The 14,127-nt window shown below is 71.1% G+C and carries 11 protein-coding genes; 6 read left to right on the plus strand and 5 right to left on the minus strand.

Going from position 1 to position 14,127, the window contains the following annotated elements:
- Positions 1-31 precede the first annotated feature (31 nt).
- From TA3x_RS10910 to TA3x_RS10920, 3 genes are all read right to left on the minus strand, one after another.
- Entirely contained in the window at positions 32-1,555 is a 1,524-nt protein-coding gene (locus TA3x_RS10910) for a Mur ligase family protein (RefSeq protein WP_435021094.1), read from the minus strand.
- Positions 1,556-1,786: 231 nt separating this feature from the next.
- Complete coding sequence (locus tag TA3x_RS10915) at positions 1,787-3,649, minus strand: sulfatase (RefSeq protein WP_435021096.1); 1,863 nt, start codon at positions 3,647-3,649, stop codon at positions 1,787-1,789.
- Positions 3,650-3,881: 232 nt separating this feature from the next.
- Positions 3,882-4,346, minus strand: a complete 465-nt coding sequence (locus tag TA3x_RS10920) for an SRPBCC family protein (protein WP_435021098.1) — start codon at positions 4,344-4,346, stop codon at positions 3,882-3,884.
- Positions 4,347-4,522: 176 nt separating this feature from the next.
- Here TA3x_RS10920 and TA3x_RS10925 point away from each other — a divergent pair, with 176 nt between their 5' ends.
- From TA3x_RS10925 to TA3x_RS10945, 5 genes are all read left to right on the plus strand, one after another.
- Positions 4,523-5,509, plus strand: coding sequence for a DUF1559 domain-containing protein (locus tag TA3x_RS10925; RefSeq protein WP_435021100.1), 987 nt, complete (start codon positions 4,523-4,525; stop codon positions 5,507-5,509).
- Between the two features lie 151 nt (positions 5,510-5,660).
- Positions 5,661-6,611, plus strand: a complete 951-nt coding sequence (locus tag TA3x_RS10930; RefSeq protein ID WP_435021102.1) for a tetratricopeptide repeat protein — start codon at positions 5,661-5,663, stop codon at positions 6,609-6,611.
- 102 nt (positions 6,612-6,713) lie between these two features.
- Complete coding sequence (locus TA3x_RS10935) at positions 6,714-7,739, plus strand: RluA family pseudouridine synthase (protein WP_435021104.1); 1,026 nt, start codon at positions 6,714-6,716, stop codon at positions 7,737-7,739.
- Positions 7,740-7,758: 19 nt separating this feature from the next.
- Positions 7,759-9,951: a helicase-associated domain-containing protein gene (locus TA3x_RS10940; RefSeq protein ID WP_435021106.1), complete on the plus strand. Its 2,193-nt coding sequence runs from the start codon at positions 7,759-7,761 to the stop codon at positions 9,949-9,951.
- Between the two features lie 111 nt (positions 9,952-10,062).
- Complete coding sequence (locus TA3x_RS10945) at positions 10,063-10,764, plus strand: hypothetical protein (protein ID WP_435021108.1); 702 nt, start codon at positions 10,063-10,065, stop codon at positions 10,762-10,764.
- Here the strand turns inward: TA3x_RS10945 and TA3x_RS10950 are convergent, their stop codons facing one another.
- Positions 10,765-12,342 (minus strand): thiamine phosphate synthase, encoded by a 1,578-nt coding sequence (locus tag TA3x_RS10950; protein WP_435021110.1) that lies wholly within the window; start codon positions 12,340-12,342, stop codon positions 10,765-10,767.
- 147 nt (positions 12,343-12,489) lie between these two features.
- Between TA3x_RS10950 and TA3x_RS10955 the strand changes: the two genes are divergently transcribed.
- Complete coding sequence (locus tag TA3x_RS10955) at positions 12,490-13,080, plus strand: glutathione peroxidase (RefSeq protein WP_435021112.1); 591 nt, start codon at positions 12,490-12,492, stop codon at positions 13,078-13,080.
- A 34-nt stretch (positions 13,081-13,114) separates the two neighbouring features.
- On the opposite strand, the gene TA3x_RS10960 is transcribed toward TA3x_RS10955, so the two are convergent.
- Complete coding sequence (locus TA3x_RS10960) at positions 13,115-13,921, minus strand: YHS domain-containing protein (RefSeq protein WP_435021114.1); 807 nt, start codon at positions 13,919-13,921, stop codon at positions 13,115-13,117.
- Positions 13,922-14,127: the final 206 nt, after the last annotated feature.

A 14,127-nucleotide genomic window follows, 5' to 3' on the forward strand; every position in this document is an offset into this window, starting at 1 on the left:
CGTTCTGCCCGGCGAAACCTCCGGGCCGACCTCAGGCGGAGGCGGCCCGCGGGGCGTGGCGATGCTGGGCCAGGTGCCGCGCGGCGACCTCGGCGTCGTCGAACGGGACCACGCGATCGGCGAGCACCTGGTGGGCGTGGCGGCCCTTGCCGGCGATCAGCACGGCGTCGCCGGGGCGGGCGTCGTCCAGGGCCAGGCCGATCGCTTGGCGGCGATCCGGCTCGACGCGGGCGCGGGACGGGCGGCGGAAGCCGGCGAGCAGGTCGTCGAAGATCCGGTCGGGATCCTCGCCGCGCGGGTTGTCGGAGGTCAGGACCACGCGGTCGGCGCCCGCCTCGGCGACGCGGGCCAGGGCCAGCCGGCCGTCGCGATCGCCGTGCCCTTCGGCCCCGACGACGCAGATGATCCGGCCCGCCCCGGCGTCGCGGAGGGCGCCGAGCGATCGGGCCAGGTCGGGGGCGGTGCGGGCCTGGTCCACACGGACGTCGAGGCCCCATTCCCGGGCCGCGCGGACCGGTTCGAGCCGGCCGGGGATCCGGTCCACCGCCTCCAGGCCATCGACGACGGCCCGGAGCGGCAGCCCGCGTGCCCAGGCCACGGCGGCGGCCGCCAGGGCGTGGCGGACGTGGTCCTCGCCGGCCAGGCGGAGCGTCACCGTCGCCTCGCGATCGAAGCCCAGCAGGCGGAACCGGGTGCCGGACGGGTCGAACCGCTCGATGATCCCGCGGACGTCGGCGCGGCGTTCCAGGCCGAAGGTGACCCGGCGGGCGTCCAGGTTCACGGCCCCCAGCGGGTCGGCGTCCGGGTCGTCGACGTCGATCACCGTGGTGCCGCCCGCCGTGACCCGGCGGAACAGGCGGGCCGCGGCGCGGCGCCGATCGGCGATCGCCCCGGGGCCGGCGGGATGGCGGTCGCCCAGCCGGGTCACGATCGCCGCGTCGAGGTCGAGGCCGGCGAACTCGCGGCGTTCCAGGGCCGCGTCGTCCATCTCCAGCACGGCGCCATCGCAGCCGCGATCGACCATGGTGGCGAGCATCCGGGCCACGGCGTGCGGGGCCATCCCGTCCGGCCCTATCGGGTGATTCGCGGCCCCGTCGGACCACCCCGAGCGGGCGACCTGGCCGACCGTCTCGCCGTGGGCCTCGCCGATCGAGCGGAGGAACGCCGCGGCGGCCGCCTTGCCGCGACGGCCGGCCACGCCGACGGCGCGGAGCCGGGCGGAGGGGTCGCCGGCTAGGGCGTGGCAGATCCGGCCGTGGGCCGTGCGGCTGTCGGGCACGACCACCTGGAGCCGCCCGGCCTCGGGACAGGGGCGTTCCACCACCACGCCCGCCGCGCCGTGGAGCAGGGCCCGGCCGACATAGGCGTGGCCGTCTTGCTGGTCGCCCCGGACCGCCACGAAGACCTGCCCGGGGTCGAGATGCCGGGTGTCGGCCGTGCAGCCGGACACCTCCCAGTCTCGGCACCCGACGAACTGGGCGTCGGGCAGGAGTCGCCGCAGGCTGACCGAAGGGATGCCGCTCTGCGGGGACCGGTCGATGAACCATCGCGTCATGGGAGCTCGCCTCCTTGCCGGTAGGAACGTCCGTGGTGCATCCGGGGCGGGCCGCCCGGCATCATGCCTGGACGCCCTCGCCTCTCGGCCCGCGCGGAAGCCGCCGCGAAGCGGCGCACGCGCGAGTCGCGCAATTCTTGGCGGTCGGCCGGAATCGTGCAATCCCAGATCGCGATCACGCCTTGGTCGGGCGAGGTCCTCGTGCTTCCCGACGGCGTCCCTCGCCGCGGCTCATCGCCTCGCGTCGCGGATCTCCCGCCCCAGGTCCCGGAAATGCTCCAGCGCGGGGGCTTCGGCGGGATCGGCGAGCAGGTCGTGGCCTTCCTCCCGATCGGAGACGTCGTAAAGGGCCTCCGAACCCAGCGGGTCCCGATGGTAGATCCGACCGTCTTCGACGAACGCCGTGCGGTGGCGATCCTCGATCGGGAGGGTGTGAAGGTTGGCCGTGCCGGCGGGCAGCTTGAGTTCGGAGCGAGGAGCTTCGATCGGCCCCGATGCCGAAAGCGTGTCATCCCAGTGATGCCGGAGCGACTGGCCCGGGAACGGCGACGCCGAGCCGAGCCCGAGCATGTCGGCGACCGTCGCGGGCAGGTCGCGAATGCTGACCGGGGTCGTCACCCGCCCCGAAAGGCCGTCGCCCCGGGGCGGCACGATCAGCAACGGGACATCGACCAGGGGTCGCAAGAGGCTGTTGCCATGGCGGTAAATGCCGTGCTCGCCGAAGTGTTCGCCATGGTCGGCGGTCACGATGACCCAGGTGTTTCGCCCCTTGCCGCGCCGATCGAGCTCGGTCAGGAGGCGGTCGATCTGCTCATCGACGTAGCGAATGCAGTCGTCGTAAGCATCCACGCCGATGCGGTCGAGCGCCTCGAATCGCTCGTCGATCGGCAATCTCTCATCCCTGGCCCGGGAGCTCGCCTCGACCAGTTCCTTGCGATTCGCCCGCGAGTACTCGCGGGGGAAGGACTCGGGGAGGAGATACGGGCCGTGGACGTCGATGTAGTTGAGGAACAGGAAGAAGGGCCGATCCTGGCCCGCCCGCCCGTCGAGCCACGCCAAGGCGTTGCGGTTGACCTCTTCGGCCGTCTTGCGGGGGGGGAAGTCTGCGGTCGTCGGCCAGAGTCCCCACCGGACGGCCAGGGGCATCATCAGGCGGGTGAGCGCCGCACTCCGCAGGGTCTCCTGCGTTGATATTGCCTGGTTTTCATGCGTATCTTCGTAGTGGGCGAACCCGCGGGCGACGCCGAACCAGGAGTTACAATAGAAGGTATTGCCGACGAACCCCCCGGCGAGGTAGCCGTGGCCCCCCAGATACTCGGCGAGCGTCGGATGGGTGCCATCCAGGGGACGGTCGTAATCGACCGACAGCTCATTGGGCCATCGTCCCGTGAACATCGTCGCGTGTGACGGCAGCGTCCAGGGGGCCGCCGAGCGGGCGAAATCGAAGATGATCGCATGCTTCGCCAACGCATCCAGGTGGGGCGTCGTGCGGCGATGATAGCCGTAGAGGCTGAGATGATCGGCCCTCACCGTGTCGAGGACGATCAGGACGACGTTCGGTGCCTCTGGCCGCGCCGGGGGCAATCCGGCCAGGGCCCGCTGCTCGGACGAATGGACGAGGGCGAAGCCGCAACACCCGAGCAACGCCGAGGTGATCCCCAGCGGGAGCAGGGTCCGGCGGAGGACCGCCCCGCGATGGCGAATCCACCACGGGGCGAGCTTCAGCGAGAGCGCGGCGGCGAGGATCAGGCCGCTCAGCCAGTGCAATTCCTCGATCGCCAGCAGCGGGGAACTGAGGGCGAGGAAGAAGCCCATCCAGGTCACGAGCGAGTCACGCCACCACGACCGCGTCCATCGATTCGCGAGCAGCGTGGCCAATCCCATCCCGGCGGCGAAGATCGCCAGATGGGCCAGCAGCCCCAGCGGTAGGAAGTAGCGATTGAGCCGAACGGTCCCTCTCGTGATGGTCCCGACCAGGAGCTTGTGGCCCAGGATCACGCCGCATTCGGCCCAGCCGCTCATCAGGCCCAACCAGAGCGACTGGAGGGCCCAGGTGACCACCGGCTGCACCGGCGCGACGGGGGCAGCCGCCACCTCCCGTACCAAGATGCGGTGCAAGATCCGGGCTTGCCGGGAAGTCACGGGCGCATCCATGCGTCGTCCTTTCGGGATGGACTCGGGAGAGTTCGGCGGGTTCAGAATGGGTTCGCTGGTGGCGGTCCTATTTCCTTAAGAGGTTCGGCGAGTGGCGGCATGTTAAACGTCTCCCGAGATTCCGCAACCCCGACCCTGACTCGGAACTCCCGATGGGGGTTGGCCATCCGGCTCAGGCCCGCGGGCAGTCGCCCGCCTCGACGATCCGGCGCGTGGCGTCGTGGCGATAGTCGAACATCCGGCGGAGCTTGCGGCGGACCATCCCCCCGCCCAGCAGGCGGCCCAGGGCGCCCAGGGGCAGCTCATAGTCGACCGCGTCGCGGAGGATCGTCCCGCCCCGGCCGTCGTCGAGGAACTCGTGGCGATGGTGCCACCGGGCGAACGGGCCGGAGACCTGGATGTCGGCGAACAGGTGCGGCGGGGCGTACTCGGTGTGCTCGGCCACCCAGCGGAGCGGGATCGGCCCGAGCTTGGTCACCAGGACCACCCGGCTGCCGACCCGGATCGAATCGCCGCCCGACTCGACCTCGACCTTCTCCCAGGGCGGGGTCAGCCGTTGGAGGGCGCCGGGGCTCTCGTGGAAGGCGAAGACGCGGTCGGGTGGGGCGGCGATCCGGGTTTCCTTGACGAATTGCACGCGGGCCTCGCTCGGTTGAGGGTCGATCGGGTCGGTGATGGCACCCCGATGAGGGGGACGGATGCAACGGTGGTAAGATTTTCCGATCACAGATCTCTGGATTCCACGGGCCGCTCTGCTAGGATGCCACCGCGTTCCCCCCAACCACGCATTCATGATTTCGCCCGGAGGCGATCATGTCCCGTCGCCCGCGAGGATTCACGCTGATCGAGCTGCTGGTCGTCATCGCCATCATCGGTGTCCTGGTCGCCCTATTGTTGCCGGCCGTCCAGTCGGCCCGGGAGTCGGCGCGGCGGACCCAGTGCATCAACAACCTGAAGCAGATCGGCCTGGCCGAGGCCAACTACCACGGGGCCCACGGCTGCTTCCAGCCGGGCGGCTATTACGACAACTGCGACGGCAGCCACGCCCAGTCGCTGAGGACGATGGTGCCGCAGGTCGCCATCCTGCCCTACCTCGAGCAGAAGGCGTTCTTCGATGCGGTGAATTTCGACATCGCCTTCGACAACACCATGCCGTGCACCGCGGGAGGCGACGCCAATCGGACGGTCCGCCGGGTGATGCTCTCGGCCTTCATCTGCCCTTCGGACCCGGACTCGAAGAAGCGCCTGAACTATCGGGCCAACATGGGAAACGGGCCCTGGGTCGATGATGGCGAAAAACCCGACCTCACGCTCTATGTCCGGCCGAACGGCCCATTCTATCTCGACTCCGCGGTCAGCTACGCCGACGTGACCGATGGGACCAGCCACACGGCGATGTTCACCGAGCGTTTGGCCGGCGACGGGGTGGGTCAGGTCGGGCTGGCCACCCTCGCGCCCTACGACAAGGATTTGCAGCCCAGCCCCTGGGCGGCCTGCGATGACCCGCAGTATCGGCTGAATTACAAGACGCTGGGCTACGAGCTCAATCCCCAATCGGCCCGGATCGACGTGAGCAATCCCCCCAATTCCCGCCGGATCGGCTGCTACCTCCATGGCCCCGGCTACCCCAAAAATGTCGGCGATTTCATCGACGGGACCAGCTCCCAGCATCCCGGCGGGGTCAACGTCCTCATGGTCGACGGCTCGGTGCGGTTCCTCAAGGACCAGACCAGGAAAGAGGTCCTCCACGCCCTGGCGTCGATGGACGGGGGCGAGGCCATCAGCGACGACGATTATTGAGCCGGGACGCGCCCTCGGCGCCGGCCCTCGCGCCGCGATTGACGATCCGCCGCGGCGGCCGGTAAGATGCCGGTTTGGTTTGGACGTGCTCACTTCACAGGATCTTCCGTCGGCGCGATGAGCGCGGCGGGCCCGGAAAGACTCGCGAACGATGAAAGACGAGCCGCGCCCCGTCCCGGTCCACGAACTGGAACACCCCGAGCCGGTGGTCATCCACCACGCCGAGGAGGATGACTCGACGGCGCTGGCCCGCTGGCTGCGCCGCGGGCTGGAGAAGGGGCCCGTGTTCTGGATCTTCCTGGGCGGGGCGGCGCTGGCCGTGGCCGCGCTGGCGACCCTGGCCAGCGGCCTGGCCGCCAGCCGGACCGTCGACCCCCAGGCCTGGGTCGAGCTGATGACCGCCCGGACCGCCGAGGATAGCCTCAAGGTGGCCGACGCCCACCCGGACACCACGCTCGCCCTGAACGCCCGGCTCCACGCCGCCAACCTCGAATATGACTCGGGCTTCGATGCCCTGTCCAACCCGGCCCAGCGCGACCTGGCCGGCCCCCGGCTCAAGAAGGCACTCGACCTGTACCGCCAGGTCGCCTCCGCGGCGGACGCGAAGTCGCCGCAGGCCCCGATCGCCGCCTACGGGATCGCCCGGACCCTGGAAGCCCGCAACGAGCTGCCCGAGGCGATCAAGCAGTATCGCCTGGTCGCCTCGACCTATCCCGGGACCACCGAGGCCAAGCGGTCCGAGGCCATGGCCAAGGCCCTGGAAGACCCGGAGGCCGTCCAGTTCTACAAGGAACTCTACGCCTACAAGCCGCCCGCCACCCCGGCACCCGCCGATGGCGCGGTGCCGCCCCCGCTGATCCCCGGGATGAACCCCGGGCTGGGCACCCCGCCCGCCCTGGACCCGACCAAGTCGTTCCTGCCCGACCTCAAGGGGGCCGGGCCGGCCGACATCGACCCGCCGCCCGTCTCGCCCACTCCGACGCCCGCCCCGGCCCCCGAGACGGCCCCGGCCGAGCCCCAGGGCAAGGCGGAACTGCCCAACGACCCCAAGGGCAAGGCGGAACTGCCCAACGACCCGTTCCTCGCCCCGCCGCCCAAGTGACCCGAATCCGCACGTGCCGCCGCGACGCCGGGCTTCCACCCGGCGTCGCGGCGTTTTAGCCCCTCCCGCCCCGTACCTACCCCCTCCGGTCGCCATCCCGCCATGCCACCCGAACTGTCGACCGAGCCCACCGAGTTCGTCGTCAAGGCCCGGATGGTGGGCAAGCGGCTCGACGCCTACCTCGCCAGCCGCTACCAGGATTATTCCCGGAGCGTGATCCAGAAGGTGATCGACGCCGGCGCCGTGCTGATCAACGGCCAGCCGGCCAAGGCGTCCTACCGGGTCCGCGAGGCGGACGTCGTCCGGCTCTGGCTGCCCGAACTGTCCACGGTCTCCTCGGACCCCGAGGACATCCCGATCACGATCGTCTACGAGGACGCCGCGTTCACCGTCGTCGAGAAGCCGGCCGGGCTGGTCACCCACCCGGGCCGGGGCAACTGGAGCGGGACGATGATCAACGCCCTCCAGTTCCACTTCGACAGCCTCTCCTCCGTGGGGGGCGAGCACCGCCCCGGGATCGTCCACCGCCTCGATCGCGACACGTCGGGCCTCCTGATCGTGGCCAAGGACGACAAGGCCCACCGCGACCTGGCCCGCCAGTTCGAGGCCCGGTCGATCCGCAAGGAATACCTGGCCCTGGTCTCGGGGGCCCCGTCGCGCGACAGCGACTACATCGAGAAGCCGATCGGCCAGCACCCGGTCCAGCGCGAGAAGCAGGCCATCCGCCCGCTCACCGACGGGGGCAAGGAGGCGTCGACCTTCTACGAGGTGGTCGAGCGGTTCGACGGCTATGCCCTGGTCCGCTGCCACCCCCGCACCGGCCGGACCCACCAGATCCGGGTCCACCTGGCCCACATTGGCCACCCGATCCTGGCCGATAAGGCATACTTGGGGCGAGACCGCCTGGTGCTCGGCGACCTGATCGGACCCGATGCCCCGGACGCCGACCGCGTCCTGCTGGAACGCCAGGCGTTGCACGCCCACGCCCTGTCCCTGACCCACCCGCTGACCGGCGAGCCGCTCGCGTTCCGGTCGCCGCTGCCCGCCGACATGGAGGCGGCCCTCGCGGCGCTCCGCGAGCATCGCCCGGCGTCCGCCGCCAGGCCGAAGGCCGGGGGCAAGGGCTGACCTTCGCGGGGACGCTCGCATGAGTGACGGCGGATACGGCGGGAGTGCCCCGGGGACCGGCCCGGGCCAGATCAAGGTCTGGAATCGGGCCGAGGCGATCCTCTGGGACGAGAAGTGGCACCGCCTGACGCCCGGCGCCCGGCGGGGATTCCTGGAGCACACCAAGGGGCCGAGCCGTGCCGGATCGATCAATCGGGTCGGCACCCCCGCCGAACAGATCAGCCCGGCGATCCTCGCCGAACTGGTCGAGGCCGGATTCGCGGAGGTCGAGAAGGCCGCCGGCAAGAAAGGCCCCAAGGCCTACGTGCCGACGCACCTGAATGATTTCACCGTCCGGATCCGGACCATCCACCGCTACCACCTGCTCGGCCCCGACGACCGGGCCATGCTCGCCCAGTATTGCCGCTACGTCTTCCAGAGCAACGGCGAGCTGTCGATCGCCCGCGTCCTGGCCCGGGCGAAGGTCGATGACCCGTGCCGCCTGGATGCGGCCATCGAGCGGTATGTCGCCTCGGCCCGCTGGCCGGAGTGGGCCGCCGAGGCCACGGAACTGCCCCTGGCCCAACCCCTGGTCCAGGCCCTGATCAAGGCCCCCGGCCCGATCCGCCTGGCCGACCTGCCCCGCAAGGTCCCCGGGCCGGCGGCCGCCGTCGAGGCGGCCCTGGCGGGGATGATCGATCGGGTGGCCGCCTTCGAGGACCTCGATCCCGAGTCGTTCGACATCGTGGTCGGCCTGCTGCCGGTGGTCCGCGAGCGGATCGAGGCGGCCAGGAAGCCCCGGAGCCGGCCGCCGCTGGTCGCCGTCGAGAAGCCCCGGGGCCTGGGGCCGCCCTCCGGCCTGCTCGCCAACGACCTCCGCGTGTTCCTGCTGGAACTGGTCGGCCAGCCCCCCCGGCTCCGCCAGGATGGAGAGCTGTTCTCCAAGGAGGAGCCCCGGTTCCTGGAGGCGTTCCCCGCCTGGCCGGACTGGCTCGTCGCGGCCTCACGGCTGGACCCGCCCGCGAGGCTGGGCCAGGCCCACGACTGGGCCGAGGCGTTGAAGTTCGTCGAGAAGGACAACGAGGAAGACCGGACGCGACTGCTCCTCTCCGCGAAGGGCCGGGACTGGCTGGCCGCCGACCTGGAGGCCCAGTACGCCGCGATCTACGAGTTCCTCCGCGCCGTGCCGAACCGGCGCGACTCCTACTATTACTATGAGGACGAGACCTCGGGCGATGCCCTGTTCCTCGGCATCCGGGCCATGGTGGCCACCTCCCGGGTCAGCCGTTACCCCTCGTATTCCTACGACCTCAAGGCGACGGATCGCCAGGCCCTCCGCGAGTCGCTCTCCCGATCGTTGACCGCCCTGCCGGTCGGCCGATATGTGACCCTGGAGAGCGTGCTGGCCCACCTGACGTTCCGCGAGCACAACCCGCTGGTGCTGGGCCGGAAGGATCCGAGCGACCTGACGATCCTGGTCAACGACGCCCGCATCCCCCAGATCGAGGACCGGATCGAGAACGCCGGCCAGGTCCTGCTCTCCTCCTTCCTCCTCCGGCGGCTGGTCCTGTGCGACGCCCTGGCCGTGGCCATCGACGACGAGGGACTGCTGTGCGTGGCCCGCCTGCCGAGGTTGGACGGCTACTTCGGGCGGAAGTACAAGGCCGAGAAGGCGGGGAAGGCCGACGGCAAGGTGATCGTCCAGCCCGACTTCAGCATCGTGGTGATCGGGCTCGACCCCGCCCCGGCCGTCGAGCTGGCCCCGTTCTGCGACCGGGCCCAGGGGCAGGCCGGCCAGGGGGCGATGATCTTCAAGCTGACCCGCGAGTCGGTGATCCGGGCCGTCGCGCAGGGGATGAAGGGCGCGGAGATCGTCGCCCGGCTCAACCGCCACGCCAGCGTGGCCGTGCCGGCCAACGTCCTGAGCGAGGTCCGGGAGTGGGCCGACTGGACCCGCCGGGTCAACGTCCGGCCGATGACGGTGGTCCGCTGCCCCGACCCCGAGACCGTGGCGCGGGTGGTCGCGGCGCTGGGGCGGAACGCCGAGAAGCTGGGCGACACCCTGGTGGGCCTGGCCTCCGCCAAGCTGTCCTCGGCCGATCGGGCCAAACTCACGGCCCAGGGCATCATCATCACCAAGGACCCCATCGCCGTGGCCGGGACCGCCGGCGCGAAGGCGAAGGTGAAGGCCGCGGCACCGAAGAAGCGGGGCCGTCCGCGTCGGGCCGAGTGACCGGATCGCGTCGTTTTTTGGCCACATCCCGGACGGTCAGAAAAATTCATCCTAGATACCTCAAAGATCGGAGGGACGAATCAATCACCCGTGCCGGAAGGACTCTTCCCCGTGTTCATCGTGTTGCGGCCCCAGCTTCTGCTCCCCTTGATCATCGCCTGCGTCGTGTTGGCGTTCTCCGCCGGCACGACCCGGGGCGACTTCGTGAGCGCGGCCAACCTCGGGTCTGGCAAGGGCTTCAGCGAATTCGGCGGGTACACCCTGTCGGGCACGGAGGCCCAGGGGGGCGTCGGGCTCAGCCTCGCGGTCCGGTTCACCCAGGGGGGCCCGGGGGCCTCCGCGTTCCGTTCGGCCCAGCTGGCCCTCGGGCATCTGGGCGGGGCCAATGCGGTCGACATCCTCCTGATGGCCGACCTCGACGGGGGGCCGGGCAAGATCCTGGAAACGATCCGGCTGGCCGGTGCCATGACGGCCGCGACCTCGCTGGTCACGGCGAAGTCCGTGCTCACCCCGACCTTGATGGCGGGCCAGGACTACTGGCTGGCCGCCGTGCCCCGCGGGGATACGCTCCTGACCTGGGCGACCAACCCGCTCGGCGAGAAGGGGCACCTGGCCTATCAGTTGACCCTGGGCACCCGGGCCAACGACTGGCTGGTCACCACCAACCCGGACACCGCCTTCGCCGTCACCTCGGCGGTCCTGGCCCGGCCCATCGTCGAGGCCGGGGCCGTGCCGGAACCGTCCAGCATCGTCCTGTGCGGGATCTTCGGGGCCGTCCTGGTCGGCGCCCGTCAGTTCCGGCCCCGGGCCTGATCAACTCGCGGCGTCGAGCCGGGCCTTGAGGGCGGCGGCCGCCCGGCGGGGGAACTCGGCGCGGACCACGGCGGCGGACACGGCGATCCGGCGGGCCCCGGCCTCCAGCACCTCGTCCAGGTTCTCCTCGGTGATCCCGCCGATGGCGAACCAGGGCAGCGACGTGATCTCGGCGGCCCGGGCCACGAACCCGAGCCCGGCCAGGTCATCGAACCCCTTGGTCGTGCTGGCGAAGACCGGCCCCACGCCCAGGTAGCCGGCGGTATCCAGCACCGCCGCCTCGACCTGGGCGGGCTCGTGGGTGGAGACCCCGATCAGGCTCCCCGGGCCGACGATCCGCCGGGCGTCGCGGACCGTGACGTCCTCCTGCCCGAGGTGGACCCCGTCGGCGCCGGCCAGGCGGGCCAGGTCGGGGCGATCGTTGAGGATGAACCGGGCGCGGGCCTGGGCCGTGAGGATCCGGACCTCGCGGGCCCGGCTCAGCAGCTCGCGGTCGGGCAGCCCCTTCTCGCGGAGCTGGATCACGTCGGCCCCGCCGGCCAGGGCCTCGCCGACGATCCAGGTCAGGTCGCCCAGGGTGGGCAGGCCGCCCACCAGCACCATCAGCCGGGCGTCGCCGATCCCCCGGCGGGACGCGGCGGCGTTCAGCACCAGCTTCTCCAGGGTGTAGACGTCGTAGCGGAGGACCTCGAACCGGCCGGAGACCCAGACGTCGACCAGCTTGCTGTATTCCTCCAGCGAGCGGAGCGCCTCGGCGGTCCTCTTGAAGTTGGCGATCAGGACGGCGCGGGGGCTCTCGCGGGCCTGCTCCGAGGCGGTCATGATGTGGGTGCCGACGTCGCCCCGGGTGTCGCGCGAGGCCAGCAGGAGCGCCGGGTCGAGGCCGTCCATCGCGGTGGCGAACCGGTGGCGGACCTCCTTGAGCCTCCGGGTCAGCATCGGGTCGTCGAGCGCGAACCGGGCGAAGTCCTCGATCACGCGGAGCCCTTCGCGGGCGCGGTTGGCCGAGGCGTCGAGGATCCGGGCCAGGTCGATCTCCTGGCCCGGCTCGACCAGCTCCAGGGGGGCGACTTCCGGGCCGACCGGGATCGGCGCCCCCTGGTCGGCCTCGATCTCCTCCTGCCGGGCCAGCAGGTCGGCGACCCGGAGGCCGGCGGCGTCCAGGGCGGCGGAGACCGACCCGTCCATGGCCAGCAGGCCGACCAGCAGGTGCTCGGTGCCGATCGACTGGCCCCGGGTCAGGGCGCGGGCCCGCGCCGTCGCCTCGCCGATGGCGGCCCGGCAGTCGCTCGACCAGGGCAGGGCGGGGGCGTCGTCCTCGAAGTCCGGTCCATCCTCGCCGGGCGAGGGGGCATCGGCGGCGCGGAGGCCCAGGGCCTCGGCCACCCGCGCGGGCGACAGCCCGAACTCGATCAGGAGGGCCACGGCGCGGCCTTCCCCCTCGTCGGCCAGCGCGGCGGCCAGGTCGGCTGCCCCGACCTCGGCCCCGTCGCGGGATCGGGCCCGTGCCTCGGCGCGGCGGGAGGCCCGCAACGCCCCCGGCGTGAACGAATCGAACGAGATGCCTCGACCTGCCACGATCCCCCCTCCCGGCCCGGCCGCCGGGCGATCTGCCCCGCGCCCCGGCTTGCGTTCTGCCCCGAGCCCCCGGATGATGGGGGCTCGTGGCCGTCCCGCGGAGGCCCCGACCCGGGCCCCGCCTCACCTTCGATTCAGGACATCTCCATGATGGAACGCGTCGCCCCGATCGTCGCCGCCTCGCTGGTCCTCGCCTGCGGCCTGGTGGCCATGGCCGATGGGCCGGCCCAGGGCAAGCCCGCCTCGCCGCTCAACATCACGGTGAATGACATCGACGGCAAGCCGGTCAACCTGGCCGAGGCCCACAAGGGCAAGGTCGTCCTCATCGTCAACACCGCCAGCAAGTGCGGCCTCACCCCCCAGTACGAGGGGCTGGAAGCCGCCTACGAGAAGTACAAGGATAAGGGCTTCGAGGTCCTGGCCTTCCCGGCCAACGAGTTCGGCGCCCAGGAGCCGGGCACCAACGCGGAGATCAAGTCCTTCTGCACCGGCAAGTACAACGTCACCTTCCCGATCTACAGCAAGATCAAGGTCAAGGGCGAAGGGATCCACCCGCTCTACCAGACCCTGACCAGCAAGGAGACCAACCCCAAGTTCGCCGGCGACATCAAGTGGAACTTCACCAAGTTCCTGGTCGACCGCGACGGCGAGGTGATCGCCCGGTTCGAGCCCAAGGAGACCCCGGACTCGCCCAAGGTCACCCAGGCCATCGAAGCGGCCCTGGCCGGCTCCAAGTAAGCGGGACGGCGGGGGCCGATCGACCTCGGCTCGATCAACGCTTCGGCTTCGCCCTGGCCTTCGGCTCGCCCAACAGCCCGTCGAACGAGCCGTCGTCCCCCTTCGAGGAGGCCGGCTTGTCGGCGGGCTTCCCCTTGTCGTCCTTGGCCTGGGCGGCCACCTTGGCGACGTACTTCTCCGGGTTGTCGTTGAACTCGTCGCGGCAGCCGGAGCAGCAGACCGGGTAGCTCTTGCCCTGGTAGCTGACCGTCATCGTGGCGGCACCCCCGGTCAGGATGCACTGGGGCAGGCTGGCGGCGTTGCCCCCGGCGGCGAACGACTCCCCTTCCTTGGTCAGCCCGACCGAGAAGACGTCCTTGAACTGCGGCGCCCCCGGCTCCTGCCGCTTGAGTTCCAGGGTGTAGCGGATCTTGTTGCTGTTGGGCCGGAGCACCAGCCGCTCGTTGGCCTTGGACCCCGGGACGGCGCGGTTGAGGGTCAGCACCTTGCCGTCGGGGCTGAACGAGCCGGCGAACTTCGCGGGCTTCCCCTCGGCGTCGGTGCCGTCCAGGGTGTAGGTCTTGGAGGCGGCGTCGTAGGCGAGCTGCCCCTTGGCAATCGCCTTGTCGCCTTCGAAGGCGACGGTCATCCCGACCGGGACCCCCTTGTCGAACTTCCAGGCCCAGCCGTGGGTCTCCTGCCAGCCCTTGAACCGGTTGGCCGCGGGGGTGGCGGTCCCCTTCCAGGACCCGACCATGTGCTCGAACGGGGCGAATGGCCTGGGGATCTCGTCGACCGGGCCGGCCCAGGCCCCCCCGATCAGGATCGCCGCCAGCCCCAACCCCGCGATTCCCGTCCGCATCGCGATCACCTCCCCGCGCCAACGACCCAACCGGCTCCCGCGCCGACCGATGACCCATCCTAACGGCCCCGGTCGGCCGGCGGGAAGGGGGCGTCGCGTCGGGCCGCAAGTCGGCACGCGACATGCTCTGGCCAAAGGCGAGGCCACGGGTTACAGTGAAGGGATCGGGGAGCGACCGACGCCAATAGGGCCCGCCGGACGCATCC

Source organism: Tundrisphaera macrotermitis (assembly GCF_051175315.1).
Classification (GTDB): domain Bacteria; phylum Planctomycetota; class Planctomycetia; order Isosphaerales; family Isosphaeraceae; genus Tundrisphaera.

Bases quoted from the DNA above. Each gene is read 5' to 3' on its own strand.
- TA3x_RS10910 (WP_435021094.1), bottom strand. From the start codon at position 1,555: ATGACGCGATGGTTCATCGACCGGTCCCCGCAGAGCGGCATCCCTTCG.
- TA3x_RS10925 (WP_435021100.1), top strand. From the start codon at position 4,523: ATGTCCCGTCGCCCGCGAGGATTCACGCTGATCGAGCTGCTGGTCGTC.
- TA3x_RS10930 (WP_435021102.1), top strand. From the start codon at position 5,661: ATGAAAGACGAGCCGCGCCCCGTCCCGGTCCACGAACTGGAACACCCC.
- TA3x_RS10935 (WP_435021104.1), top strand. From the start codon at position 6,714: ATGCCACCCGAACTGTCGACCGAGCCCACCGAGTTCGTCGTCAAGGCC.
- TA3x_RS10940 (WP_435021106.1), top strand. From the start codon at position 7,759: ATGAGTGACGGCGGATACGGCGGGAGTGCCCCGGGGACCGGCCCGGGC.
- TA3x_RS10955 (WP_435021112.1), top strand. From the start codon at position 12,490: ATGATGGAACGCGTCGCCCCGATCGTCGCCGCCTCGCTGGTCCTCGCC.
- TA3x_RS10960 (WP_435021114.1), bottom strand. From the start codon at position 13,921: ATGCGGACGGGAATCGCGGGGTTGGGGCTGGCGGCGATCCTGATCGGG.